The following is a 25,915-nucleotide window of genomic DNA, read 5'->3' as shown; positions in this document are numbered from 1 at the left end:
CTCCCAGTGCGCCCGTTACACCGGATGTCGCCGGGCGATTGCCCCCGATAGAGGCTCACAGACGTAAGAGGCGAGAGCGATGAAGAACTTCGCATTGGCAGGACTGGTCGCAGGAGCGTTCTCGGCAGCGGTGATCGGCTTTGCCGGACCGGCACACGCCGGCGTAGACCTGCAGGGCATCACCGCACTGGGCAACGGCTCCGGTGTCTACGACATCTACAACAATGACAGCAACTACCCCTGGATCAACCAGCTCGTGCCGCGGGTGTACGTGCCGCACGTGGATACGTCCGTGCGGAACTGATCGACCGAAATGATGAGGGCGCCCACAGTGTGGGCGCCCTCATTCGTTTCGACGTAGCCTGTCGGCCGGCTACAGGATGCCGATGCCGCCGTAGCCGCCGTAGCCCCAGGGCCACATACCGAACTGGGACTCACCGAGCTGACCCGGCGAGCTGGTGATCTGGGCGTTGCCCGGGCTCACGCAGACGTTGCTGGTGCCGGACACGATGTTTCCGGTGTTGGTGCAATTGGTGGGTTCGGCCGACGCCATCGGTGCGGCGATGATTGCGCCGGCGGCGCCCGCGGCAGCGAGCAGTGCGGCGGCGGTCCAACGTGACTTGATCACAAGGGTCCCTTTCAATGGATTGGGTGAAGCGAAGAGGTTGATGACCGCAGTGGGTCAGAGGATGTCGACGTCGCCGTCGCTGTCGGTGTCGCCACACCGAATCCGGACGTCCTGCAGCGGCTTCCGGATGCCCTTGAGCTCCGCGCCGATCTGCGGGTTGGCGTCGAAGTACTCGTTGACCTTGGCCTCCATCTCGTTGTGCGGAAGGCCGTGCAGGCTGGTGAAGAAGTTGTTGACCTCGGGGTGGGTGAAGAGGTAGGCCGAGGTCGATGCGGAGACGCCAGAGGCCACCCCGGCAAGGTCGGCTGCGGTGCAGTTCGGCGGGGGCACCGGCTCGGCGAAGGCGGTGGGGATGGCGGCGAACAGCGTCGCACCGGTGAACGCGCCGGCTCCTAGGATTCCGGCGACCGTGCGACGGACGTTGAGCGACATTGATCGGCTCCTTTGTGATCGATGGTCGGGGAGACGCCCGACATGTGGCAGGACGCCGGGTTGGTAGTCCTGACCTGCAAAGCTAACCAGATTCCAACAGGAGATTCTCGGCTTGTGCACAGACTGCTGAGGCGGTCGCGCCGGGAGCGCCCTGTCCCATGATGCCCCGTGTCCACGGCGGGAGGCGCGGGCATCACACATATTTGACGCAAATGTCTATTTGCTGCAGGCAAAGATGAACCGCCTGAATGGCCAATATCGCCCACCGCGGGGTAGCTCAGTCATTGCGTTCGCAATAAAACGACTCAATAACGCTACGCCCGGATCGTAATTCCATTTACAGTCTCGGTGGCAACAGCGGGAAACCGTGGTGGACGTGGGGGAGCTCGTCCGACGCCGAACGACGTCAGAGCAAGCGAACGGACCCGGGGGCACGGACAGAACGATGGAGAAGTCTATGTGTGCAGCCCCCGCCCGTCATCGCGTCGAACGCAGCGGAGGTCCCCGGGACAACGAGCAGTGGTGGCTGGCCAAGCATCTTCTGACGCCGTCGGGATCCAGCGGGTCGGTGCGCCACGCACGCAAGAATTCCGCGAACCACGTACTGAACGTCGGGCGGGTGGGCGCGCTGGCGGTATCGCTGGGCGTCGGGTTCGCGATCGCCAACGCCGCAGCGCCCGCGTACGCCGACACCGGGACGACGTCCAGCAATGAGTCGTCATCGGACTCATCGGGGTCGGACTCGTCCACCCCGGCAGGCCCCCGCACGCCGTCGGCATCGTCCGGTGACGCCTCCGAGCGCCCGGCCATCAACCGTAAGCGCGGGCCCAAGACGGCGGCCAAGCCGAGCGCCACCACGACCGACGAAGATCCCGAGATCGCCGATCCCGATCTGGAGGCCACGGCGCCGGAGTCCGGCGATGACCCGGCGGTGGTGGGAGATGCGCCGGCCGAGGCCACGACGTCCGCGCCGCCGGTGCGCAAGGCCCGGGCCCATATCCAGCTCGACAAGCCTCTCGAAGTCCAAAAGGCCGTCACCGCCGTGGTGCAGGCCGCGCCGGAACTCACCACCGAGTCCGTGGCCCCGGTGCTGACCGACACCGAGCAGACACCGCCGGAGGCCCCGGCGATCGAGGTGCCGCAGGCGCCGGCGATCGAGGACACCAAGCCGACCGTCGGCGCCGCGACGCCGAAGATGACCGCGGCCAGCGCCACCCTGGGCACCCAGTCGGCGACCACGCCGAATCCGCTGGATCTGCTGGTGAACACCATGATGGCGTGGGTCGCGCGTCAGATCAGCCACACGTTCGTCAACAGGACGCCCGTCGCCGGTCCGATCGTCTACGAGCAGAACGTCCTCGGTCAGGTCTACATCGATCTCAACGCCACCGATCCCAACGGTGATGTCCTCACCTACGAGATCATCCAACCCGAAAAGGGTTGGGTGTACCGGGATCTCATCAGCGGAAAGTTCGTCTACACCCCGTGGGCACTGGTCACCGGGCAGCCCCTCGTGGACAGCTTCAAGATCGTCGTGCATGACGACTCCGAACATCTGCCCGGGGTGCTCGGCCAGATTCAGACGGTGGTCGAAACCGTCACCCGCTTCCTCGGGATCGCCCAGGCCGACAATCTGACGGTCACCATCCCGGTCACGGTTGACCCCGTCTACCAGGCACCGCCGCTGGTCACCCCGATCGCCGGTGGCGGCTACACGATCGGCAAAGAACCGGCCCATATCGTGTCCACGGTCGACATCGTCGACGGCGACTCGATCGGGCTGAAGCGGGTGGTCATCAAGGTGGCCACCCTCGCCCAGGTCGGCGACGTGCTGACCTACAACGCTCCGGTCGACAGCCCGATCGTCGGATCCTGGGATGCCGAGACGCTGACCCTCACCCTGTCCGGCTCGGCCACGCTTGCGCAGTATGAAGAAGCCATCAAGGCGGTGACGTTCTCGGCGACCCAGGGCGCGTTGCTGGTGCGCGGACTCAGCATCTCGGCCACCGACGAAGATGACGTGGACAACATCGCACCCGGGTTTGTCACGGTCGGTGTCTGGCCCGCCGCGAAGCTTCCGCCGTTGGTCACCCCGATCGCGGGTGGAGGGTTCACCCTCGGTGGCAATCCGGCCAAGATCGTCTCCGCCGTCGATATCGTCGACGGTGATTCGGACAAGCTGTCGAAGCTGACGGTGAAGATCGCGACGCTGGCTCAGTCCGGCGACGTGCTGAACTACGCTGCGCCGGAGGGTAATCCGATCATCGGGACGTGGGATGCGGCCGAGCGCACGCTGACCTTGTCCGGTGATGCGACGCTGACTCAGTACGAGGAAGCGCTCAAGGCGGTGACGTTCTCGGCCACCGGCGGTGCGCTGCTGGTGCGTGGGTTGTCCATCTCTGCCACCGATGAGGACGGCGTGGACAACATCGCTCCCGGGTTCGTCACCGTCGGTGTGGGCGCCGCGCCGACACTGCCGCCGCTGGTCACTCCGATCGCCGGAGGTGGGTTCACCCTCGGCGGCAACCCGGCGAACGTCGTCTCCGCCGTCGATATCGTCGACGGTGATTCGGGCAAGCTGTCCAAGCTGACCGTCAGAATCGTGACGTTCGCGCAGAGCGGCGACACTCTGAACTACGTTGCGCCAGAGGGTAACCCGGTAACCGCGACGTGGAATGCAGCAGACTTCACTCTGACGCTGACCGGTGCCGGCACGCTGGCTCAGTACGAGGAGGCGCTCAAGGCCGTGACGTTCACGGCGACACAGGGCGCGGCACTCGTGCGCGGGCTCTCGATCTCGGCGACCGACGAACACGGCATCGCGAACATTGCCCCCGGCTTTGTGACACTGGGCGTTTCGTCCCCGACCCGGTACGTGCCGCTGGTGACCCCGATCGGCGGCCGGTCGTACACCATCGGTGACTCCCCGATGAAGCCGGTCGCCTCGGTCAGCATCGTCGACGCGGACTCCAGCCATATGCAGAAGGTCACCATGAGTGTCACGACCTTCGGCAAGGCCGGGGACACCCTCACTTTCGCCGGCCTGTCCGGAAACCCGATCACGGCGACCTACGACGCCGGGACCAGGACGCTGACCCTGTCGGGCATCGCGACGAAGCAGCAGTACGAGGACGCGCTGAAGGCCGTCACGTTCACCGCCACCCAAGGCGGGTGGACAACCCGGACGATCCTGATCGTCGCCACCGACACCGATGGCGTGAACAGCTCGGCCGGTGCACTGACCCTGTCGGTGTGGTGACAGCCCGGGTCAGCTGAAGCGGACGTTCAGGGTCGCCAGACCGAAGATCTTTCGGCCCTGCGACTTTGCGCCGACGATCACGACGCCGGAGCGGGTCTCGGGGTCCAGCGACTTGATGCGGCCGCTGTACTCGATATCCGCTCCGCCGTCGACGGGCACGATCGCGGGCTGTGACAGCCGCACCGCGTACCGGGTCACCGAACCCGGGTCGCCGGTCCAGGAAGTGCCGAAGCTGGCTCCCAGCCCCATGGTGAGCATGCCGTGGGCCAGCACATCGGGCTGGCCGGCGAGATTGGCGACCTTGAGGTCCCAGTGCAACGGGTTGGCGTCGCCGGCCACGCCGGCGTAGTTCACCAGGTCGCCGCGGGACAGCCGGGTGTGGTGCACCGGCAACTCGTCGCCGACGTTCAGGGTGTCGAACGAGGGCGAGGCCGGAGTACCGCCGGCCTCGGCGATGCGCTGGGCGCCCTCGGGCCGCAGCGACTTGTGGTACTCGCCGGTGTTGTCGGTGCCGAGCATGTTGATGCCGTGCATCATCACGCCGGCCACAGCCGGCCGGATCGCCGGGTCGACATCGTCGCTGCCGATGCCAACGACGGTGGTGTGCAGGGTGTGCACGACCTCCCCGGCGGCATCGGTGAAGGTGTTGGTGACGGTGATCAGGTCGCGGCCGGCGATCCTGCGCACCGCCGTCAGTTCGACGTCGATGGTCAGTTCGTCACCCTCGACGATCGGGCGGTGCTGCTCGAAGACCTCCTCGGTCTGCAGGTACATGTCGTAGCCGACGACGACCTGCTCGAACATCCGCTGGTTGCACGCCATCGCCGGAGCCGAGGTGAAGGTCAGCGGCGCCACCAGGCCCGGGTAGCCGAGCTTCTGGGCCTCGGCAACCTTCCAGTGGGCCGGGTGCTTGTCCTGAACAGCGCGAGCGAACTCGCGGATCTTCTCGCGCCCGACGAGGTAGGTGTCGTCCATCTGATACCAGTGGCCGACCCGGTCTTCGAGTGCGGACGTTTCTGCTGCTGCGGTCATGACTGTGCTCAACTCTTCTATCTGCTCGTTGGCTGAGGCCGATACAGCAGGTTAACGCGCTGAGCTCCGCAGCAAAAAACGGCGGCTCACCCTGACCGCCGTGGAGGGGCGCCTTCGTGCCGTGCCGCACGTTGCGGTGGGACGGTGATCGCCGGGCAGGTGGGAAGTTGGTGACATCCCAGTCCAACGGCAGCTGATCGGTCCACTCACCGGAGGCAATAAACCCGTCGAGGACCGCCTGGCATGACCAAACCATCTTCGTCGAGTATCCGGCGGTAGGTATTCCAGCAGGGCACCGCCGAGGTCCTCATCGACCGTCTTCCCCGTCGGGTTGTGGTGGTGGGAAGAGTTCTTCGGGGTGGAAGTGGTGGTTGAGGGTGTCGGCGCCGGTGTCCATGAGTGGTGGTGGGTGCCAGTGCACGCGGCCGGTGGCGGGGTCGATGGTGTTGGTCCAGCCCAGTTCGGCGAGTTGGTTGTCGGGTCCGCATCCCAGGCCGAGGTCGGGTGCGTCGGTGAGTCCGCCGTTGTTCCAGCTGGGGTTGGCGTGGTGTGCTTGGCAGCGACATGCTGCTTGGGTGCAGCCGGGTCGGGTGCAGCCGCGGTCGCGGTTGTAGAGCAGTAGTCGTTGGGCTTTGGTGGCCAACCGTTTGGAGCGGCCCATGTAGAGCGGTTCGGCGGTGTGGTGGCGGTAGACGATCAGGTAGTGGTGGGCGTGTTCGGCCAGCCGGATCAGATCGCGCATGGGCATGCGGGTGCCTGCGCCGGTGACCGCGATCCCGGCGGCGGCTTCGAGTTCTTTGAGCGTGGTGGAGACGACCAGGGTGACGGGTAGGCCGTTGTGTTGCCCGAGTCTCTTGGAGGCCAGGGTGTCGCGTAGGACGGCTTTGATGGCGTCGTGGTTGCGTTGGGACTGGGTGCGGGGGTCGCGCAGAAATTCGTCGGGGTCCCATGTGGCCGGCGGGCCGGCGGGCCCGGGCACCCACGCCGCGGGCACCTCGGGTTCGGGCTCAACCTCCGGTTCGGCCTCTGCTGATGCGGCCTCTGCCTCTGTCTCGCCTTCGTCCTCGTCCTCGGGTCCGGTGTCGGGTTCGACAGGGTCTTCGTCGAGTGGGTTCGGGTCCGGGTTGTTTTGGGGTTGCTCGTCATCGGGGTTGTTGATACCCGGGCGCGCCCACACGTCGAGGATGGTGCGCAGGTAGGCGGCGAATTCGGCGTCCACCCAGCCCGACACTTTGGCCATACCGTCGACGTCTTGGGGACCGATGCTCAGCCCGCGCCGGTGGCGTGCCGGGTCGGGGCCATCCCCGTCGGGGTTGATCAGAGCCAGCGCGTGATCGGCGGCCTTCTGCACCGTTTCGGGGGTGTTGGTGGCGGCGATATCGACCAGTGTGGATTCCAGTTGCCCGCGCGCGGTGGCATCCAGGCGGGCGGAGGCCTTGTTCAGCGTGGTGCGGATGATGGCGATGTGCCCGGTGGTGATCCTGCCGGCGGCCAGTGCGGCCGCGCACGCCGCCAGCACCGGTTCCAGGACTTCACCGGTCATGGTGTGCCGGGGCCCCAGATCGCGGGCGGCGGTGATGCGCCGGGCGGCTTCGGTGGCGCTGAGGCGGTCGCGGGTGGTCAGCACGTCGGTCCAGGTTTTGCCGCCGATCTCGTGCGGGGTGGCCCGGTCCATCAGGGCGGCCAGGATGCGGTGATCGACGGCGGTGTCGGCGCGGGCCTGCTGCTCACGCTCAGACAGCAGTGCCAGCAGTTCGGCGGAGTCGAACATCGCGAAATCGGCGTCGAGCAGCGCCTTGACGGAGGCGCCGCGGTCGGACAGCGCGTGTTGCACTGCGTCCCGGCCGCCGGCCACATCGCTGTTCATGACTCGAACATACGTACGACCACCGACAAAACCGGCCAGGAAGTGACCGATGTGATCAATGAGTCCAAAGAAAATTCTGAGACTCGGCTGTCGCTCGAAAGTCACTGACAGCCGGGCACTTTCGCACCTGAGAGACCTCAACCCAGGGCGAACACGCGCCGCAGCATTGCCCTCCGGCGAATCCGCCCATGCCGGGCGAGCGTATCGACACGGTGGGGACAGCCCTACCCTGAACACGCAGGCGCACCGGTTGGGGGTGGATCAGTCAGATGCCTAGCGTCAAAGCGGTGACCACCACGGAGCGGCCCGCCATGATGCGTCAACTCGGCGTCGACACCGGCTACGTCCTGCTCGGATTCCCGCTCGCGGTGGTGAGCTTCAGCGTCATCGTGACCGGGCTCTCGGCCGGTGTCGGCCTGCTTGTCGTCTTCGTCGGGGTGCCGGTCCTGGTCGGCTCGGTGTTCATCGCGCGGGTCTTCGCCGACATCGAACGGTTCCGCTATCCCGCGGTGCTGAGGCAACCGCGTACGCGGCCGGCATACCGCAAGGCCGCGCCGGACACCGCATGGTGGCGACGCCTCGTCACCCCGCTGGGTGACGGCCAGTCCTGGCTGGACCTCACGCACGCTGTCGTGAGATTTCCGATCGCGGTGGCGACCTTCGTGATCGTGATCAGCTGGTGGGCGGTCGCGATCGCGGGCACCCTGACCATCGCCTGGGACTGGGCGATTCCGCGCGGGCCGGACAACACGTCGCTGGCCCAGCTGGTCGGCCTCGGTGACAGCGCGATGGCGCGCATCGGATTCCAGACGGCCATCGGTCTGCTCTGCCTGATCACGTTGCCGTTCATCGTGCGGGTCTGCGCGCTGCTCGAGGCCGGGTTCGCACGTGTCATGCTGACCGGCGTGGCCGAGCTGCGCCAGACGATCACCGTGCTCACGGAGCAGAAGTCGGCCGCCGCCTCGGCCGAGGCCCACGCCCTGCGCCGGCTCGAACGCGATATCCACGACGGCCCCCAGCAGCGCCTCATCCGGCTTGCGATGGACCTGGGCCGGGCCCGGCAGGGCAGCGAACCGGGCCCGGTGCGCGACACCCTCGATGAGGCGATCGCCCAGACCCAGGAGACCCTCGACGAGTTGCGCGCGCTCTCCCGCGGTATCGCACCGCCGGTGCTCACCGACCGTGGTCTGCCGAGTGCTCTTGCCGCACTTGCTATCCGTTGCACGGTACCGGTCGAGTTGGCCGTCGACCCCGAGCTCGGCACGCCGGTGGGCCGGCTCGATCCCGCGGTGGAGACCGCCGTCTACTTCGCGGTCGCCGAGGCGCTGACGAATGTCGCCAAGCACAGCGGCGCCACGAACTGCTGGGTGACGGTCGCGACGGGACCCGTTCTGGTCGGTGTGCAGATCGTCGACGACGGCAACGGTGGCGCACATGTGGCCAAGGGGCACGGGCTGTCGGGGCTGGCCGACCGCATCCGGGCCGGTGGCGGCACGCTGACCGTGACCAGCCCGCATGGTGGGCCGACGACGATCAGGGTGGAGCTGCCGGTATGAAAGTCATCGTGGCCGACGATTCGGTCCTGTTGCGGGAAGGCCTCATTCGGTTGCTCACCGAAAACGGCCACGAGGTGCTCGCTGCGGTCGGTGACGGACCCTCGCTGGTGCAGGCCATCGCCGCGCACCGGCCGGACGTCTCGGTGGTCGATGTCCGAATGCCGCCGTCGCACACCGACGAGGGGCTGCGTGCGGCGGTCGAGGCCCGCCATCTGGTGCCGCGGTCGCCGATCCTGGTGCTGTCCCAGTACGTCGAGGCGTCCTACGCCGACGATCTGCTGGCCGACGGCGCCGGAGCGATCGGGTACCTGCTCAAGGACCGGGTCGCCGCGGTCGCCGACTTCCTCGACGCCGTGCAACGCGTCGCGTCGGGTGGCACGGTGCTCGACCCGGACGTGGTGGCCCAACTGCTGGTGCGCCGCCGCCGCGACGATCCCTTGCGGCAGCTGACATTACGTGAGCAGGAGGTGTTGGCATTGATGGCGGAGGGGCGTTCCAACACGAACATCGCGCGCGCACTCGTGGTGTCCGACGGTGCGGTGGAGAAGCACATCAGCAACATCTTCACCAAGCTCGGGCTGCCGCCCGACGGTGCTCAGCATCGCCGGGTGCTCGCGGTGCTGACCTATCTGCGCATGTAGTGAGAATCAGCGGACAGCAAGGGTATTCGCGGACAACAGTTGAGCGAAGACATGGTCGAGAGACGCTGAGATGGTCGCTTCCTCGCCGGCCGCCCAGCGCCGCCAGGCGAGGTCCAACGCCGCGAACGCCGTGACGGCGATGGTGCGCGCGGCCTCGGGCGCGTCGATCCGCGCGGCGAGGATCGGGGTGAGGGCATCCTCGTGCGCGAAACGGCGCTGCGCCATCCGGGTGCGCAGCGAGACGGTGGAATTGATCATCCGTACCCGGGAGCGCTCAAGCTCGGAGTGTTCGTCTCGCTGGGAGAGGGCGTGCTTGAAGGCGCGGTGAAGCAGCTGCCACGGATTCTCGCCGTCGACGGCGGGCAGGGACTCCACGTGCGCGGCGTAGTCGATGGACGATGCTTCGATGGCGGCCAGGACCGCGTCCTCCTTGGAGCCGAAATAGCGAAAGAACGTCGCTCGGGAGATACCGACCTCGCCGGCCGCCTCTTCGACGGTCACCTCGTCGAAGCCTCGTTCGGCGAACACGATGCTGATCGCCTGCGCGATCTCGGTGCGTAGTGCGAGTCGCGCACGCTCGCGCACTCCTGCGGTCATCGGCCCAGAATAACCGAAACTGACGCTGAATGTCAGAAACGACACTTCGACTTCAGCTTGATACTGAGTCTCAGCGCCCGGTACGGTGGTTCGGGTAGTGAGACGAAAGGTGGGTTGATGACAGTCGACACCCCGACCGCGATCGGCCCGCAATCCGGCGCTCCCACGCGGCCCGTGCGGACCGGCGCAGTGGTGTCGGTGCTGGCCTTCGCCGGCATGTGTGCGGCGTTCACCCAGACCATCCTCATCCCGATCCAGGGCGAGCTGCCGCTGCTGCTGAACGCATCCAGCAGCGACACCGCATGGGTCATCACGATCACCTTGCTGGTGGCGGCGATCTGCACGCCCATCTCGGGGAAGTTGGGCGACATGTACGGCAAACGCCGTGTCGCGCTCGTGCTGCTCGGCGTCCTGATGCTCGGCTCGGTGGTCGCTGCGCTGTCGCCGACGGTGGCCCCGTTGATCGCGGGACGTGGCCTGCAGGGGGTGGGCATGGGTGTCATCCCCCTGGGCATCGCGATCCTGCGCGACACACTTCCCGCTGACCGACTCGGCTCGGCCATCGCCTTGGTCAGCGCCACTCTGGGTGTCGGTGGTGCGCTCGGGCTGCCGATCAGTGCCTTCGTCACCGAACATTTCGACTGGCATGCCCTCTTCTGGGTCGCCGCGGGTCTGGGCTTGATCGCGTTCGTCCTGATGGCGTTCCTGGTGCCGGAGAGCAGATTGCGCGTCGGTGGCCGGGTCGACGTGATCGGCATCATCGGCCTCGCCGTCGGTCTGTCGGGTGTGCTGCTGGCCATCTCCCGGGGTAACGACTGGGGCTGGACCTCTACGCGGACGGTGGGCTTCCTGCTCGGCGGCGTGGTCGTGCTGCTGATCTGGGGCTGGCTGGAACTGCGCATCCACGAGCCACTCGTCGATCTGCGGGTGAGCGCCCGCGGCCCGGTGCTGCTGACCAACCTCGCCTCGATCGCGATGGGTTTCGCGCTGTTCTCCTCGCAGATCGCCTTCCCGCAACTCCTCGAGCTGCCGAAAGAGGCGGGCGGACTGGGCATGCCGCTGCTGCAGGCCAGTCTGTTCCTGATGCCGGCCGGGCTGGCGATGCTCGTCATGTCACCACTGGCCGGCCGCCTCGGACGGGTGTGGGGACCCAAGCCGCTGTTGGTCGCCGGCGCGGCCATCATGGGGACGGGATACCTGGTCGCGCTGTTCTCCGACTTGCACGCCGGTCACATCCTCATCATCAACGTGCTGATCGGTATCGGTATCGGGCTCGGCTACGCGGCGATGCCGACGCTGATCATGCGGGCCGTTCCGGCCTCGGAGACCGGTGCTGCCAACGGCCTCAACACCCTGATGCGCTCGTTGGGAACCGCCACCGCGGCCGCCGTCATCGCCGCCGTGCTGGCCCGCTACACCGTGGACGTCGGCGGCGTGCCCGTGCCCAGCACGGACGGCTTCCAGTCGGCCTTCCTGTTCGGACTGGGTGCGGCCGTGCTGTGCACCGTCATCGCGATCTTCATCCCACAACCGGATGCGACGATGGAGCAATGCGACTGAGACGTCCTCGTGCGCGCGGACTCGGCAAGCGCGCGTGGCTGCTGACGTGGACCATTCGGCTGATGCTGTGGACGCTGGGTTTCACCCGCATCATCAGGACCGAAATCGTGAACGCCGATATCGTGCCCGACAAGGGCGCGGTGATCCTGGCCGCCAACCACACCTCGATGGTCGACGTCTTCTTCATCCTCGGGGCGCTGCGCCGAGAGGCCATCGCCATGGCGATGGCCGAGTTGTGGAAATCACCGTTCACCCGTTGGCTGGTGGAGGTGCTGGGGCAGATTCCGGTGGTCCGAGGTGACTCCGACTCCGGCAAGCAGGCCATGGAAAGTGCCACGGACGCTCTGGAAGACGGCGCGCTGGTCGGGATTTTCCCCGAGCAGAAGTGCGTGCGGCCCGGCGAGACCGCGCCCTACCGGCCGGGTGTCGCGGTGCTGTCCAAGCGCACGGGTGTGCCGATCATCCCGGTCCGTCTGGTCAACGCCAACAAGGTGCTGCCGCTGGGTCGCCGGTTCCCGGTCCTCGGGCACACCGTGCACGTGCTGTTCGGCGATCCCATCCACCCCGACGAATTCCCCTCCATCCCTGAACTTCTCGACGAGGTCCAGCGGCGCATCACGACGCTCGCCGTACCCGTCCCGGCAGCCTGAGCGTCACGCGTCTCTACGCTGGTGGCATGTTCTTCCTGTTCGGCTTCGGCACCAAGCAGAAGCCCCTCGGCCCCGGAGATGTGCGGACCTGCTCGCGCTGTCACAACACCACCCAGTGGATGCTGCTGCGGCAGTTCAACCAGTTCACGTTGTTCTTCGTCCCGATCGCGCGCTGGAAGCGCCGGCAGTTCGAGGCGTGCGGCATCTGCGGCGCCTCCGTCGCGGCTAGCTGACCCTCGCGGTCACCTTCACCGGGATGTTCCCCTGGCGGGGAAGCCCCGTGATCGGGTCATACTCGGTATCGGTCGGCACCAGACGGCCGACATTGCTTCCGCGCGAGCGGACTTCACCATCTTCGCTCGGTAGCCCGCCGAACGCGTGATGCATGGCGATGACATCGGGGCGCAGGCTGTCATCGGCCTCGACCACGCTCGGGATGCTGTCGTGCGGGGAGGTGACGGTGACGAGATCACCGGAGCGCAGCCCCAGCGCGGCGATGGCCGCGGGATGCATATAGGCCGGGTTGTAGGGCTTGCCGCGGTTCAGTGCGGCAAGGTTGGTGCCCGAGGAGTTCATGAAACTCCCGTGCCGGCGCGGGATCAGCCGCAACGGATACTCGGCGGTGTCCTGCGCGACGGCGAAATCCTCGGCCAGCGCCTCGGCCAGCACGCCGAGCAGGACGGCGTTGCCGACGTCGAGGCGTGCGTCGCAGTCGGTGTCCCGCTCGGCGACCACCTCGTCGACGTCGAAGATCTTGCCGTGCGGATGGCCGGCCACGACGTCGAAGGGGATGCGCGAGGTCGCGCACATCTGGGCGAACAGCTCTTCGGTGGTGAGCGCGGTGTCGGCGTTCATGTTGATGACCACGGGCGGCGACTCCATGAAACGCCCGCCACCGCCGCCGAAGAAGTTCACGAACCACAGGTCGAGGTGCATGCGCTTGGTGAGGCCGAGGAAGAACTGCCACTCCTCGGTCAGATCCGAGCCTTCCGGTGGCTCGACGAGCCGCGGCACGTACTGCCCGTACGCCGCGGGGATGCCGGTACCGCTCGTGTAGTACTTGATCAGTTCGCTGCCCATCGTCATCGCGGGTGTTTCCATCTGCATCTTGGGCGCGATGACATAGTCGGCCAGCCGCGAGGTGAGCGACATCTCGGTGTCGAGAGTGACCAGTAGATCCAGACTTTCAAGTGCACGCAACGTCTTTCGCTGATCCGGCCAGGCCGCCATCGGGTTGCCCCCGATGCAGATCAGCGCCTTCACCTGACCCTCGCCCTCCAGCAGAATCTCGTCGGCCAGTGCCGCGGTCGGCATCCCGGCCACGGTGTCGGTCAGCCCCCGCACCCGCAACCGCTCACCGTATCCCCAGCCTTCGTACGGCGGATGGGGCTGGGCTTTCGCGGTGAACGCGGGCATCAAGGTGTTCGGGCGGACCACCGGCTGTCCGGCCCGCTGCCACCGCCCACAGATCGTGGTGAGGCACAGGCATAGGTACTCCAGCAGGCTGCCGTGCGCGGCGAAATTGGCGCCGGTACCCGCGTTGACCATGCCGCGCCGCGTCCCGTGGGTCGCGAAGATGGTTGCCGCAGCGATGAATTGCGCCATCGGGACGTCGGCACGCTCGGCCACGTACTCCGGGGTGAAACCCGATACCGCCGCGGCCAGTTCGTCGAATCCGGTGACGTTGTCGGTCAGGAACGCAGTGTCGCAGAGTCCTTCGGAGATGACGAAGTTGATGATGCCCGCGACGATGGTCACGTCTTCGCCCGGGCGCGGCTGCAGGTGAACAGTGGCGCGCGCCGCGGTTTGCGAGCGGCGCGGATCGATGACGATCAGCTTCATGCCGCGGGCCAGGGCACTGCGCAACCCCTGTCCGGGGTTCTGGCCGGGGATGCCGATGGCCTTGGACACCAGCGGGTTGGTACCGATGAGCATCCAGCTGTCGGCCTCATGGAAGTCGACATCACCGCCGAGCCAGTGTCCGTGCGCGGCGAGCGCGATCTGTTTACCGGGCTGGTCGATCGTGTTGGCGGTGAAGAACATCGGGGACTCGATACCCCGGATGAAGGCGTTGGCCATCAATGCCGACGCGGGGTAGGGCAGACCGTTGGTGCCGAGATAGATGGCCACCGAACGTGGTCCGTGCGCGTCGATCAGCTGCTGCAACCGTGTGGCGATCTCGTCCATCGCCAGTTCGGCCTCGATCGGCTGGTAGGTGCCGTCGAACTGTCGTTTCTGGCTGTGCAGGAGCCGGCTCGGGTTGTTGTGGATCTCGGGCAGGGCGCGACCCTTGGCGCACGTATAGCCCTTGAACATCGGGTTGTCCGGATCGCCGGCCACCTTTGTCAGCTTGCCGTCGGTGACCGTGGCCAGCACGCCACAGTGCGCCGAACAGATCCGGCAGATGCCGGGTCGCGTCGTGGTCTGGATGGACACGCTGATATTCATACTCCCGAACGGGAAAAAATACTAGACTCGGACCGTGACGAATCGGCAGCGTGGCAGACCCCGGCAGATCAGCCGGGAGCGGATCGTCTCGGCCGCACGCGATCTACCGCCCGAGGGGTTGACCATGCAGGCGGTCGCCGGGGTCCTCGGCGTGGACCCGAAGGCGCTCAACTATCACGTGGGTGACCGGGAAGGTCTGCGTGGTCTTGTCGCGCTGGACGTCTTCGAATCAGAACTGCGGCGAGTGGAGTTGCCCGCCGACGGCGACTGGCGGGTGGTGGCGCGCTCCTTCGCAGGCGCGATCCGCGACGCCTATCTCAAGGTCGGCGTGCTGGCCGCCTCCTTTCATCTGCCCGCCGCGTCCGGGCTCACGGCGCTGGCGCCCGTCGAAACCCTGCTGCAGGCCCTCGTCGACGCCGGTTTCGACGCCGTCCAGGCCGGCCGCGCACTCACCCAGATCAGTGACACGGCGTACACCTCCGGACGGGCCGCGGTGCTGGCAGCCCAGAGCGGGGTCCACCCGAACGTGCCGGAGATCGCCGATGCCCTCGAACATGCTGCAGACAAGGACTTTTCGATACTGCGCCAGGTCATCGAATCCACCGGCGCGGATCAGGACGGCACTGCACAGTTCGAGTTCAGCCTTGCCGTTGTCATCGCCGGCCTGGAGGGGATGCTCACGTGAACGTCCAGCCCGCCGCCTTTCTGCGTACCACGTTGCCGCTCGGGCTCGACATGCTCGCGCAGTACGACTCGGGCCGCTACCACTCGATCTGGCTGCCCGACCACATGGTCAGCTTCTGGCCCGAGTCGATCTGGACACCGGAGTTCACCGATCTCGCGACCGTGTCACCGTCGCCGCACCGACACCTCGACGGGATGGCGGTGGCGGCCGCCGCCGCGGTACTGACCCGCACCACCCCGATCGTCACCACGGTAGTGGACACCGTGCGCCGGCACCCGGCCATGCTGGCCCAGTCGGCGCTCACCCTCGACCACCTATCCCGGGGACGGTTCGTGCTGGGGCTGGGCTCGGGCGAACTGGAGAACACGGTGCCGTACGGGTTCGACTTCGAGAAACCGGTGGCCCGATTCGAAGAGGCCATCGAAGTCATCAAGATGCTCTGGGACAGTGACGGACCCGTCGACTTCGAGGGTCGATTTCACCGCCTCGAGCACGCGCGGCTGGACACCGAGCCCTACGACGGGAAGCATCCGCCGATCTGGATCGGGGCGGCCGGGCCACGGATGCTGCGCATCACCGGCCGGCACGCCGACGGCTGGTGGCCCAACGGCGCCTACACTCCCGAGGACTACCACCAGAAGCTGACCATCGTGCGTGAGGCGGCCGAGCGCGCCGGCCGCGACCCGGCGGCCATCACCCCCGCGGTGACCCAGATCTGCCTCATCGGTGACGACGACGAGATCGCTGACATGCTGAAAGCGCCACTGGTGAAGGCGATCATCCTGTTGATCACCGCCGAGGACCTGCGCCGCTTCGGCTACGAACATCCGATGGGACCGCAGTGGCGCGGCGTGCAGGACTTCGATCCCGTCCAACTTTCCCGGGACAAGATCATCAGATTCTGCGAGCAGGTCGACACCCGGGCCATCACCGACATCTTCCCGTGCGGAACCCCGAAACAGGTCGCGCACCAAGTGAAAGGGTTCTGCGATGCCGGCATGCGGGTGTTCAAGCTGATGGAGTACGGCAGCATGGCCGGGCTGCGGTTCAGTGCGCGGTCCGCCGACAAGGTGCGTGAGACCGAAGACGAGATACTGCGACTGGTGGGTGCGGCACATGGCTGACCTGAATGCCACCGAATTACTGGCCGACGCGCAGGCCCGAACAGGGCTCACCGACTGGGGCGATGACACGCTGCCCGAACGATTCGCCACCGCGGTCGAGCATCTCGGCGCGGCCGGTATGGATGGCGACGGACAGCACGCCGCGGCGGCGGTCTGCACCGGCCTGCTCACCTCGCGGCTGGAACTCTTCGAGGACCGCCGGCGCTACCCGGTCGCCGAGGAGGCGATCGCGGCACCGCTGTTCGTGACCGGCGAACCGCGCACCGGCACCACCCTGATGCACGCACTGATGGCCGTCGATCCGGAGGCGCGCGCCCTGCGGTTCTGGGAGGTCATGTACCCGTCAGGTCCGCCCGGACTTGCCGCAGTGGATGATCCGCGCCGCGAGCGTGCCGATGCGGACTGGCGTGAGATCAACGCCAAGCTGCCGAAGTGGCTGCATTCGCACCCCTACAACGACATGCTCGGTGACGGACTGCCCGAGGACGAACGCACCTGGGCGTTCGATTTCCGGGTGATGACACCGACGGCGTGGTGGCGGGTGCCGGTGCCGACGGTGGTGCAGGGCCTGCCCATCGATGCGGCGGCCCAGTACCGGATTCACCGGATGATGTTGCAGCAGTGCCAGTTCGGCAGGCCGGAGAAACACTGGGTGCTCAAGGGATTCCACGGCTTTCGGCTGCGTGAGTTCTTCGACGCCTATCCCGACGCCACCCTGGTCTGGCTGCACCGGGACCCGGTCCAGGTCGCGGCATCGCGCACCATGATGATGGCCGACATCATGGACGGCATCACCGGCCCAGTGGACCTCAAGGCGACCGCCAGGTTGCACCTGGACCTGACGCGGGCGAGCATCGCCAACACGATGTCCCATCCGCTGGCCGACGACCCGCGCATCCTGCACGTCCGGTACCTGGATTTCGTCGCCGACCCGATCGAGACGATCCGGCGCTGCTACCGCTCCGCCGGCCGGACACTGACGTCGCCTGCGGAGCGGGCGATGCGGAACTACCTGGCGCACAACAAGGGCGACCGGCACGGAAAGTTCCGCTACTCGACGGCGCTGTTGACCGACATCGGGGAGGATCTCGACGCTCTGCACGAGGAGTTCAGGCCGTTCCGTGAACGCTTCGGCGTCGCGGTGGAGAATCGGGGCTGAGCGTGCATCCCCGCGTCAGCCTGCATCAGGTGGCCTTCCTGCACGAGAGCACAACGGCGTTCCTCCAACACTGCCTCGACATCGGTGTGCAGCACGCGACGCTGGTTTCTCCGATCCTGATGAAAAAGGGTGCCGTCGCGGAGGCCGCTGGGGCCGGTGTGAGTATCACCAGCATCAATCACCCTTTCGCGGTGCAACCGGATCTGGAACGTGACGACGAGCGGGCCACTACGGCTCTCAACGATGTCATCGATGCCGCGGTGGCTCTTGGACGGCCCGACATCTATCTGTTGACCGGAGCGAGGGGAGCGCTGAGCTGGGAGCTGGCTGCCCGGCGGTTCGGCGAACTCATCGCCCCCTGCAGAGCGCGGGCCGACGCCGAGGGGGTGCGGCTGCTGGTCGAGAATGCATCGACGTTCAACGCGGACATTCACATCGCACACACGCTCGCCGACACGATCACCCTGGCCTCGGGTGCCGGCATCGGCGTGTGCGTCGACGTGCACGCCTGCTGGGCCGAGGCCGGGCTGAGTGAACTGATCCGCCGTGCGATGCCGCTGACGGGCCTCATCCAGGTCAGCGACTATGTGCTCGGTGACCGTTGCGCACCGTGCCGGGCTGTGCCGGGTGACGGCGTGATACCGCTGCAACGGATCATCGGAGACGCTCTGGATGCCGGCTACCGCGGGGTCTTCGATATCGAGCTGGTCGGTCCCCGGATCGACAAGGAAGGCGCGCGGGCGGCCACCGCCCGCGCCGCCGGCCGGGTGTCGGACATCCTCACCGAACTGGGAGTGTGACATGGCTTTCGGCGATGGACCGGCGGACGAGTCGCTGCGTGACACGTGGCAGTACTTCTGTGACCGGCTCAGGAGCGCCGGGGACCTGGTGTTCAAGGACGCCAACCCGGGCACACCGTTGCAGCGGGCCGATGCAATGCGTTTCCTGACTCAGAATCTCGGGCAGGCTTTCGACCTCGCCCTGGAGACCCGGGATCCGGCGTTCCCGCAGATCCACCAGTTGTGCACGCCCAGCAGGAAACTCGGCGGCGATGTCGCCGATTTCAGCTATCGGCAAGCATGGATCGATGGTCGCCACGAATACAAAATCACCGGTAGGCGCGGCACGGCGCGGTGGCTCAACATCACAGTGCAAGGGCCCCGCCCGGACACCATTCCGGGAACCGACTGGCCCTCACTGCACGAACCCTTCGGCGACATACCCGAGGCGAACATCTTCGGTCATCAGTTGCGCCCCGACGAAGCGGGAAACTTCGAACTGTTCATTGGAGGACCCGAACGCGCCGAGAACTGGCTACCCACCACGGCCGGTAGCCGAAAGCTGTTCATCCGGGAGGCCTTCGACGCCTGGTCCGAGACACCGACGACGCTCACCATCGAACGGATCGGCATGTGGGCGCCCCGACCGCTGCCGGACGCGGAATCGATGATCGAGGCAATGGGCTGGGCCGGGGACTTCCTGAACGGCGCGATGCGCGACTGGCCGGAGCACTCGTGGAACTACTCCGGTGGAGTGTGCGATCCGGCTTACCTGAATCGGTTCCCCCCGAACAGGATCGCCGACACCGACAGCGATATGAAGCGGGGCCGGATGGCCGCGCACATGGTGTGGCAGCTGCGACCCGACGAGGCGCTCATCGTCGAGATGGACAACCATGACGGTTTCTGGGTCTTCGGCATGGGTGGGGTGTTCGCGGGCAGCATGGACTTCCTGTACCGGCCGGTGAGCTACACGCCGGCCCGCACGGTCGTCGACGGCGATGACGTCGTGCGACTCGTCATCGCCCACACTGATCCCGGGGTGCACAACTGGCTGGACACCCAGGGGTTCTCGGATGGCAACCTCACCTACCGGAACCTGTTGAGCCGGAATGCCGCGACCTTCCGCACCCGGCTGGTCAAGCATGCGGAGATCCTCGACGTCCTGCCCCTCGATACCGTGAAGGTGGGCTCCACCGAACGCGCGCAGCAGCTGCTCGACCGCTTTCACAGCATCAAGCTGCGCTACGGAATCTGACTCTGCTGCGCGGCGATCCAGGTCCGGATGGCCTCGACGGCCGGCTTGGCCACCCAGTTGCGGTCGAAGACACCCCAGGGTGTCTCGTTGGGGCGGTCGACCAGTGAGTAGATGAACACCGGTCCCACACCGTCGAGCCCCGACCATGTGGTGGCGAAGTCGGTGATCCAGGCCGCCTGGGTGGCGCCGCTGACAGCCGAGGTCGGCACACCGTATTCCGTTGTCCAGATCTTCTTCGCCCCGTCTCCGGCGTTGTTCATCAACTGACGCAGCGACATCAGTTGTTGGTAGGGCGTATTGGCGTACGGCGCCCCGGCCGAGAAGCTGCTGGAGAAATTGTAGGGGTGGAAGGACAGCGCATCGAAGTACCCCTGGGCGCCTGCGGCATACATCTGAGTCAGATAGTTGACCGGGTTGATGGTCCAGGTGCCGAACGAGAGTCCGGCGCCCAGCACACCGCCGACCACCGTCGCGGTGGGTTCGACGGCCTTGATGGCGGTATAGGCCGACTTGAGCAGTGCGGTGTACCCGGCCACGTTCGGTTGGGGCGACCAGCCGATGTTGGCATTCGGTTCGTTCCAGATCTCGTAGGCCGCGATCCGGGGTTGTGCACTGCCGGATCCGTAGCGCTGGGCCAGCTGCACCATGAATTGGGCGTAGGTGTTCGGATCGTCCGGTGCCGCGTTGGGCAGCCAGAAGCCGTTGCGAGAGGCCCAGATCGGTGTGCTCGTCACCGCGCCGACGACGGCGATGCCCCGGGCGGCGGCGGCATCCAGGATGCGGTCGGCGACCACCCAGTTGTAGCTACCCCTGGAGGGCTCCATGGCCCGCCAGGGCAGGAAGATCCGGATCTGTTGCACGCCCATCTCTTCGAATGCCTGCATCGCGGTGGCCAGCTCATCGGCGGTCATGAAGTACAGGTTCGATTCGGCGATACCGAGCGCGGTCGGTGAGGTGTTGACCGGCGCCAACGCGGCGCCTGCCGCGGGGGTGGCCACGGGGGAGGAGAGTTGGGCGGCCACCATGCACAGAACCAGGACGAGCGCGCGTAACAGGTGGACGGGCATGGCGGCCTTTCTGGCGCTCCGGTGCAACACGGCGTGTGACGACGCTCAATGTAGGCACGTCAACCACGTTGCCGCATGCCATGATTCGGCACGCGGTTCCGGCGCTCGGGGATTGCTGCAGAGCTATCGGCCGGCCGGTATTCGTACGCAGGCATCGCCACGCAGCAAATACCGAGGATGTCGCCACGGATAGCGCCGGCCCAGAGGCGGCCGGCGGCACCGGCCGTTTGCCACGGCAAACGTTCCGTTGTGAAGTAATTTGCTGGGGGGTCAAAATGTGCGCAGGTCGACATCGGTAAAGATGCGGCTCAGCCTGCGCAGGCCGCCATGAATGGGTCGCGCGTACCAGAAAACAGAAGAACCTGGGATGTGGCGGGCGCCGAACTGTCACCCAAATGAGACGTCTCCGAACGCATTCCGATACCCCGGCGGGTCACGCGTCAGCTGTCGAGCCAGGCCTTCGCGGGCGCGCAGGTGAGTCCGACGTCCTTGAGGGTGAGGATGCCGGCGGGCGCCGCGACGATGTCGAGGACGGCGTTGACCGCCGGCATCGCGGTCATGGTGTCCCACTCGTGGTTGCCCCAGGTTTCGGGCGGCACGAACCGGATTCGGGTGCGCACCTCGGGTTCGCCCTGGATCACGATGTTGTAGTGGTCCTCGTCCAGGTCCCAGTCCGCGTTCAGCTTCTTGGTGAGGTGCCAGACGACGGCGGTGCGCAGGATGGTCTTGCCGCCGAGTGTCGCACTCCACCCGCCACGTATCGCGGCGATGGTGTCCTTCTCGATGCGCATCCAGCCGAGGTCGACGGTCTCGGATGCGGTGGCGAATTCGATATCGAAATCGATGCTGTCGAACTCGTCGAAACCCAGTGCCACGCCCATCCGTTCGACCGAATCACGGAAGCTGATCATCCCCAGCTTGGCGATCTCGATGACATCGGGAGAAGCCTCGCGTTTGGAAATGCCCAGCATCTCCCATGTTTCGACGGACTCGTAGACCGAGACATCCGCTGCCTCGACGATGGTGATCGACTGCACATCGCGGCAGACCGCGGTCAGGGCGGTGGTGATGGAGTTGGCCCAGCCGGGATGGATGCCGGTGATGTAGAGCGAGCTGTTGCCGCGCTCGCACGCAGCAGCGAGGGCCGCGCGGGTCTCGCCCTGGACGCCGCCGACATTGAGGAAGAGGTTCGTGCTCAGGACGTTGAGCCCGCTCTCCAACAGCCTCACGACGTGGTCGACGTCGGCCATGAACGGCGTGTAGAGCACGGCATCGGCCTGCAGTGCGATCAGCGCATCGATATCGGTGGTGGCCGTCACCCCAGTTTCCGGGCGGCCGCACAACTGCCCGGCATCGGTACCGGCCTTCTCCTCGGAGAAGGCGTACACACCGACGAGTTCGAGGCGGGGGTCATCGAGAACGCCACGCAGGCTGAGCTTTCCCACCTTGCCGGTGGTCCATTGGATGACGCGCATGCCAGGGGCTCCTCTGTCGAGATAGTTTTCCACGATCGTGGAAAAATAACACGGCCGCAGCCGCTAGGTTCGTGAAATGACGACAGGCGCCCGCCGCGGCCGGCCACCGCGCATCGACCGGGCCCGCATCGTCGCGGCGGCGCGGGCCATCGCGCCCGAGGACCTGACCATGCAGGCGGTGGCCGACGCTCTCGGTGTGGACCGCAGCTCACTGAACTACTACGTCGGTGACCGGGGCGGCCTGCTGGAGCTGATCGTCGCCGACCTCTTCGACGCCGAGCTGCGGGACTTCGAGCTGCCCCACGATGCCGACTGGACCGGCGTCCTGCGCGCCTACGGCAAGGCCCTGCACCGGGGGGTCGTTCATCTGCAGGCCACTGCCACCTCTGTCCAGTTGCGCGGCGCGCACAGCCTGGCTCTGGCCGAACGTGTGCTTCAGACGCTGACGGCGGCGGGCTTCACCGTGGCCGAGGGCGGGCACATCCTGTCGCTGGTGTCCGGTGTCGCCTACACCGCGGCGCGGGACCTCCTCGGCGGAGAGCAATCCAGGAGCCAGCACACCTCCGAGGTCGCCCGGGTGCTCGGTGAGGCGCCGGCCGGTCAGTTCGCGCTGCTCGGGGAGATCATCGACAACCGGGCGGTGGCCGGCACGGCCGACGATTTCGAGTTCAGCCTCGACGTGGTGATCGATGGACTGCAACTGCGACTGGACCGCAAAGGCTGAGGTGTTGCTGGTTGCCCATGACCCGGTGACCGGCCACGCGAAAGAGGTTTGCCCAGCACATTTCGGGGTGGTGACCTGCCGTTTCGCGATTGGCGTTGCACATTGAGTCGCACTAACTTTCCTAGGATGAAGTCTTCCGTTGCTGGCACCGCCGCGCGGTGGCTGGCCCCCTTCCTCGCCGTCGCGGCCGTCGTCGCTGGCGTTGCGTCCCCGGTTCAGGCCCCGCAGATCCAGTTGGCCAGTGAGGCCAACCCGCTGGTCGGCAAGCCCTTCTACGTCGACCCGATCTCCAAGGCGATGCGCGCCGCGCAGAGCAACCCGAGCCCGCAACTCGACTACGTGGCGAATACGCCGCAGGCCTACTGGCTCGATCAGGCCTTCCCGGCGTCCACCGTCGGCGGCACGGTGAGCAAGCTCGTCGGCGCCGCGCAGGCTGCGGGCGCCACACCGGTGCTGTCGATCTACGCGCTTCCGCATCGAGACTGCTACAGCTATGCCGCCGGCGGCTTCGGCTCGGCCGACGGTTACCGGGCGTGGATCGACGCCATCTCGGCCGGCCTGGGTTCTGCGCCCGCCGCGATCATCCTGGAACCCGATGCGCTCGCGATGGCCGACTGCCTGACGGCGGATCAACGTGCGGAACGTTTCGACCTGATCCGCTACGCCGTCGACACCCTGACCCGTGACCCGGCCGCCGCGGTGTACATCGATGCCGGGCACTCGCGCTGGGTGAGTGCGGACAAGATGGCCGCGATGCTCAACGACGTCGGCGTGGCCCGCGCGCAGGGCTTCAGCCTGAACACCACGAACTACTACACCACCGAAGAGCAGATGGGCTACGGCAACGCCATCTCGGGGATGACGGGCGGCTCGCACTACGTCATCGACACCTCGCGCAACGGACGCGGACCCGAGAGCGACAGCGATATGGCCTGGTGCAACCCGAAGGGCCGGGCGTTGGGCGTCCCGCCGACGACGGCCACCGGGAACCCGAACGTCGATGCCTTCCTGTGGGTCAAGCGCGTCGGTGAGTCCGACGGGTCCTGCGGGCGCGGCGAGCCCGGCGCGGGAACGTTCGTCAACCAGTACGCGATCGACCTGGCGCTCAACGCGGGGATATAGGCCCCCCGAACCGTCCGTTGGTCGCGTTCCGGACCGCCCGATCGATCAGTTCGAGGGCCTCCTCCTGGCTGACCTTCTCTTTCTCGACGATGACGCGCCGACCCACGTCCTCGTCGATGACCCGGAATGCCCCGACCACCGCTGCCGCGCAGAGGCGGGCGGTGAGGTCGCCGTCCGGCAGGCCGAGTCGCTGGGCGACAACCGGAACGAATCCGCGCTCCATCTCGTCGTGCACCATCAGGTAAGCCGTCCGCAGTGCGGGTTCCTCGGCAGACATGGTCGCGATGCGCAGCGCGCTGATCTCATCGGCGAGTTCCTGCTCACTGAGCGGGTGCTCGGCCATGTCGGCCGCCATGTGCTCGGCCAGTGAGAGTTCGGCCGGCCACCGGTGCGCCTGGGCGATGAAACGTTGCGCGGACAGGGACAGCATCGGTTCGACGCAGCTTTCCTTGCTCCGGAAGTACCGCCAGATGGTGCGGGTGGAGAGCCCTGCGGCGGCGGCGATATCGTCACCACTGGTGGCGGAGACCCCACGCTCCCAGAACAGCGCGCAGGCATGGCGGGAGACGGCCAGGCGGGCTTGCGCCTGCTTCGGATTGGGCGTGCCGCGGATATCCTGGGTGGCGATGGTGAAGGCCTCCTGACACTTAGTGACATCGCCACTGTGTCACTAAGTGACAGGACGCGCAAGCTGCGGGCGGGAGCGATATGGCGACATCGGCTGAACCCGTCGGGCCGATGACACCGACCGTCTGCCCGCGCCACGTCGAGGACACCGTGCTGCGCCGGCGCATCATGGCGCAGGCAACCGAACGGCGCTGCAGCTACTGCACCGTGGACGGTCCGGCTCCGGTCGCGGCCGGCTGGGCCGCGTTCATCGAGTCATTCCTGGTGGGCGTCGGCGTGCACTATCAGCCGGGGCCCCTCGACGTCGGTGACGCCGTCTCACCGGTCGAGGTGGCCCGCGACATCCTGGCCGTGGCGGGGGTTACTCATCGCGAACTCATCGACGATGTCGTCGAGGCGCTCAGCGGCACCACGAGCTGGGTGCCACGAGACCGAAAGAGCAGCAACGGTATCGATCAATTGTCCTACAGCTGGGACGCTTTCAAGCACATCGTCAAACACGAGATGCGCTACTTCTTCGCCACCCGGGCGGCGGGATCCGGTGACATGACCGCCCTGCAGGTGCTCAAAGCTGTATCCGATCTCGGCGAGAACCATCCCGCGGTGTGGCCCGCGCCGTGTCCGGCGCCGTTGTTCCGCGCACGGATGGCGACCTCGGAGGGTGAGGCGTCGAGCTGGCGGCACGCCTGCGATCTGGGACCTCCGCCGCCGGAGTGGGCCGCGGCGAACCGGATGAGCCCGGCCGGAATCAGTATCTTCTACGGCGCGACCGACCGCGCCACCGCGATCGCGGAGGCCGGTGCCCATGCCGCCCACCGGTTCGTCGTCACCGGTGAGTTCACGCCGACACGCGAACTGCACCTGATCGATCTCACGAATCTGCCTGCGTTGCCGAGCATTTTCGACGAAAGCGCGCACACTGAGTATTTCGTGGTCAGGTTCCTTCAGCGGTTCATCCACGACATCACGCTGCCGGTGGAACTAGACGGCCACGAACACATCGACTACGTCCCGACTCAGGTGTTCACCGAGTACTTCCGGTATGCGTTCCCGGACCGCGTCGACGGCCTGATGTTCCCCAGTGCCCAGGGGCCCGGCATCAACGTCGTGGTCTTCGTCGGATCGGACCGATGTGCGGACACGGGGGCCGAGACCGAGCAGACCAGACTCAGCTTCGACACCGCCACGCTAGAGGTCAGCCGGGTCATGACGGTGGCGCGTTGAG

The 25,915-nt window shown here is 66.7% G+C and carries 24 protein-coding genes; 15 read left to right on the top strand and 9 right to left on the bottom strand.

From position 1 onward, the window contains the following. Nucleotides 1–79: 79 nt before the first annotated feature. A complete protein-coding gene (locus C6A86_RS28370; RefSeq protein ID WP_105364487.1) occupies nt 80–304 on the top strand; it encodes a hypothetical protein in 225 nt (74 codons plus the stop codon). A 69-nt stretch (nt 305–373) separates the two neighbouring features. On the opposite strand, the gene C6A86_RS28365 is transcribed toward C6A86_RS28370, so the two are convergent. After that, on the bottom strand, nt 374–628 hold the full coding sequence (locus C6A86_RS28365; protein WP_105364486.1) for a hypothetical protein: 255 nt from the start codon (nt 626–628) through the stop codon (nt 374–376). Nucleotides 629–682: 54 nt separating this feature from the next. Then, complete coding sequence (locus tag C6A86_RS28360; RefSeq protein ID WP_105364485.1) at nt 683–1,060, bottom strand: heme-binding protein; 378 nt, start codon at nt 1,058–1,060, stop codon at nt 683–685. Nucleotides 1,061–1,517: 457 nt separating this feature from the next. On the opposite strand from C6A86_RS28360, the gene C6A86_RS28355 reads away from it, so the two are divergent. Continuing rightward, nucleotides 1,518–4,319 (top strand): hypothetical protein, encoded by a 2,802-nt coding sequence (locus tag C6A86_RS28355; protein WP_105364484.1) that lies wholly within the window; start codon nt 1,518–1,520, stop codon nt 4,317–4,319. A gap of 9 nt (nt 4,320–4,328) precedes the next feature. On the opposite strand, the gene C6A86_RS28350 is transcribed toward C6A86_RS28355, so the two are convergent. Together C6A86_RS28350 and C6A86_RS28345 are read right to left on the bottom strand one after the other, a co-directional pair. Then, a complete protein-coding gene (locus C6A86_RS28350) occupies nt 4,329–5,351 on the bottom strand; it encodes a fused (3R)-hydroxyacyl-ACP dehydratase subunits HadA/HadB (RefSeq protein WP_105364483.1) in 1,023 nt (340 codons plus the stop codon). A gap of 307 nt (nt 5,352–5,658) precedes the next feature. Continuing rightward, nucleotides 5,659–7,218 carry a DUF222 domain-containing protein gene (locus tag C6A86_RS28345; RefSeq protein ID WP_311100966.1) on the bottom strand — a complete coding sequence of 520 codons (1,560 nt, stop codon included), beginning with the start codon at nt 7,216–7,218 and terminating at the stop codon, nt 5,659–5,661. 287 nt (nt 7,219–7,505) lie between these two features. On the opposite strand from C6A86_RS28345, the gene C6A86_RS28340 reads away from it, so the two are divergent. Further along, nucleotides 7,506–8,774 (top strand): sensor histidine kinase, encoded by a 1,269-nt coding sequence (locus tag C6A86_RS28340; RefSeq protein ID WP_233212898.1) that lies wholly within the window; start codon nt 7,506–7,508, stop codon nt 8,772–8,774. Continuing rightward, on the top strand, nt 8,771–9,415 hold the full coding sequence (locus C6A86_RS28335) for a response regulator transcription factor (protein ID WP_105362126.1): 645 nt from the start codon (nt 8,771–8,773) through the stop codon (nt 9,413–9,415). Before C6A86_RS28340 ends, C6A86_RS28335 begins: the two co-directional genes overlap by 4 nt. A 6-nt stretch (nt 9,416–9,421) precedes the next feature. Here C6A86_RS28335 and C6A86_RS28330 read toward each other — a convergent pair whose 3' ends face one another. Beyond that, complete coding sequence (locus tag C6A86_RS28330; RefSeq protein WP_105362127.1) at nt 9,422–10,012, bottom strand: TetR family transcriptional regulator; 591 nt, start codon at nt 10,010–10,012, stop codon at nt 9,422–9,424. A gap of 117 nt (nt 10,013–10,129) precedes the next feature. Here C6A86_RS28330 and C6A86_RS28325 point away from each other — a divergent pair, with 117 nt between their 5' ends. From C6A86_RS28325 to C6A86_RS28315, 3 genes are read left to right on the top strand one after another with little or no spacing between them, the layout of a single operon-like run. Continuing rightward, entirely contained in the window at nt 10,130–11,572 is a 1,443-nt protein-coding gene (locus tag C6A86_RS28325) for an MFS transporter (RefSeq protein WP_233212899.1), read from the top strand. Then, a complete protein-coding gene (locus C6A86_RS28320) occupies nt 11,563–12,222 on the top strand; it encodes a 1-acyl-sn-glycerol-3-phosphate acyltransferase (RefSeq protein ID WP_105362128.1) in 660 nt (219 codons plus the stop codon). The genes C6A86_RS28325 and C6A86_RS28320 overlap by 10 nt, the downstream gene beginning before the upstream one ends. Nucleotides 12,223–12,248: 26 nt before the next feature. Continuing rightward, nucleotides 12,249–12,455 (top strand): zinc-ribbon domain-containing protein, encoded by a 207-nt coding sequence (locus C6A86_RS28315; protein WP_105362129.1) that lies wholly within the window; start codon nt 12,249–12,251, stop codon nt 12,453–12,455. Here the strand turns inward: C6A86_RS28315 and C6A86_RS28310 are convergent. After that, nucleotides 12,448–14,658 carry a molybdopterin-dependent oxidoreductase gene (locus C6A86_RS28310; protein ID WP_233212900.1) on the bottom strand — a complete coding sequence of 737 codons (2,211 nt, stop codon included), beginning with the start codon at nt 14,656–14,658 and terminating at the stop codon, nt 12,448–12,450. The two genes, C6A86_RS28315 and C6A86_RS28310, sit on opposite strands and share 8 nt — an antisense overlap. Before the next feature lie 46 nt (nt 14,659–14,704). Between C6A86_RS28310 and C6A86_RS28305 the strand changes: the two genes are divergently transcribed. From C6A86_RS28305 to C6A86_RS28285, 5 genes are read left to right on the top strand one after another with little or no spacing between them, the layout of a single operon-like run. After that, complete coding sequence (locus tag C6A86_RS28305) at nt 14,705–15,355, top strand: TetR/AcrR family transcriptional regulator C-terminal domain-containing protein (RefSeq protein ID WP_142406902.1); 651 nt, start codon at nt 14,705–14,707, stop codon at nt 15,353–15,355. Next, complete coding sequence (locus C6A86_RS28300; protein WP_105362131.1) at nt 15,352–16,479, top strand: LLM class flavin-dependent oxidoreductase; 1,128 nt, start codon at nt 15,352–15,354, stop codon at nt 16,477–16,479. The genes C6A86_RS28305 and C6A86_RS28300 overlap by 4 nt, the downstream gene beginning before the upstream one ends. Further along, entirely contained in the window at nt 16,472–17,638 is a 1,167-nt protein-coding gene (locus tag C6A86_RS28295) for a sulfotransferase (RefSeq protein WP_105362132.1), read from the top strand. The genes C6A86_RS28300 and C6A86_RS28295 overlap by 8 nt, the downstream gene beginning before the upstream one ends. A 2-nt stretch (nt 17,639–17,640) precedes the next feature. Beyond that, nucleotides 17,641–18,438 carry a TIM barrel protein gene (locus C6A86_RS28290; RefSeq protein WP_311100965.1) on the top strand — a complete coding sequence of 266 codons (798 nt, stop codon included), beginning with the start codon at nt 17,641–17,643 and terminating at the stop codon, nt 18,436–18,438. Between the two features lies 1 nt (nt 18,439). Continuing rightward, a complete protein-coding gene (locus C6A86_RS28285; protein ID WP_311100964.1) occupies nt 18,440–19,675 on the top strand; it encodes a hypothetical protein in 1,236 nt (411 codons plus the stop codon). Here the strand turns inward: C6A86_RS28285 and C6A86_RS28280 are convergent. Both C6A86_RS28280 and C6A86_RS28275 read right to left on the bottom strand, forming a co-directional pair. Then, nucleotides 19,663–20,742 carry a cellulase family glycosylhydrolase gene (locus C6A86_RS28280; RefSeq protein WP_142406908.1) on the bottom strand — a complete coding sequence of 360 codons (1,080 nt, stop codon included), beginning with the start codon at nt 20,740–20,742 and terminating at the stop codon, nt 19,663–19,665. The two genes, C6A86_RS28285 and C6A86_RS28280, sit on opposite strands and share 13 nt — an antisense overlap. A 440-nt stretch (nt 20,743–21,182) precedes the next feature. Then, nucleotides 21,183–22,217 carry a hypothetical protein gene (locus C6A86_RS28275; protein WP_105362216.1) on the bottom strand — a complete coding sequence of 345 codons (1,035 nt, stop codon included), beginning with the start codon at nt 22,215–22,217 and terminating at the stop codon, nt 21,183–21,185. 76 nt (nt 22,218–22,293) lie between these two features. Between C6A86_RS28275 and C6A86_RS28270 the strand changes: the two genes are divergently transcribed. Further along, nucleotides 22,294–22,941 carry a TetR/AcrR family transcriptional regulator C-terminal domain-containing protein gene (locus C6A86_RS28270; protein ID WP_105362217.1) on the top strand — a complete coding sequence of 216 codons (648 nt, stop codon included), beginning with the start codon at nt 22,294–22,296 and terminating at the stop codon, nt 22,939–22,941. A gap of 126 nt (nt 22,942–23,067) precedes the next feature. Further along, nucleotides 23,068–24,063, top strand: coding sequence for a glycoside hydrolase family 6 protein (locus C6A86_RS28265; RefSeq protein ID WP_105362218.1), 996 nt, complete (start codon nt 23,068–23,070; stop codon nt 24,061–24,063). On the opposite strand, the gene C6A86_RS28260 is transcribed toward C6A86_RS28265, so the two are convergent. After that, nucleotides 24,047–24,610 (bottom strand): TetR/AcrR family transcriptional regulator, encoded by a 564-nt coding sequence (locus C6A86_RS28260; RefSeq protein WP_396835417.1) that lies wholly within the window; start codon nt 24,608–24,610, stop codon nt 24,047–24,049. The genes C6A86_RS28265 and C6A86_RS28260 overlap by 17 nt on opposite strands. 161 nt (nt 24,611–24,771) lie before the next feature. On the opposite strand from C6A86_RS28260, the gene C6A86_RS28255 reads away from it, so the two are divergent. Continuing rightward, on the top strand, nt 24,772–25,914 hold the full coding sequence (locus C6A86_RS28255) for an RES domain-containing protein (protein ID WP_105362220.1): 1,143 nt from the start codon (nt 24,772–24,774) through the stop codon (nt 25,912–25,914). Nucleotide 25,915 lies beyond the last annotated feature (1 nt).

This window comes from Mycobacterium sp. ITM-2016-00316 (genome assembly GCF_002968335.2).
Taxonomy (GTDB): domain Bacteria; phylum Actinomycetota; class Actinomycetes; order Mycobacteriales; family Mycobacteriaceae; genus Mycobacterium.
This window is presented reverse-complemented; position numbering and strand designations above follow the sequence as displayed.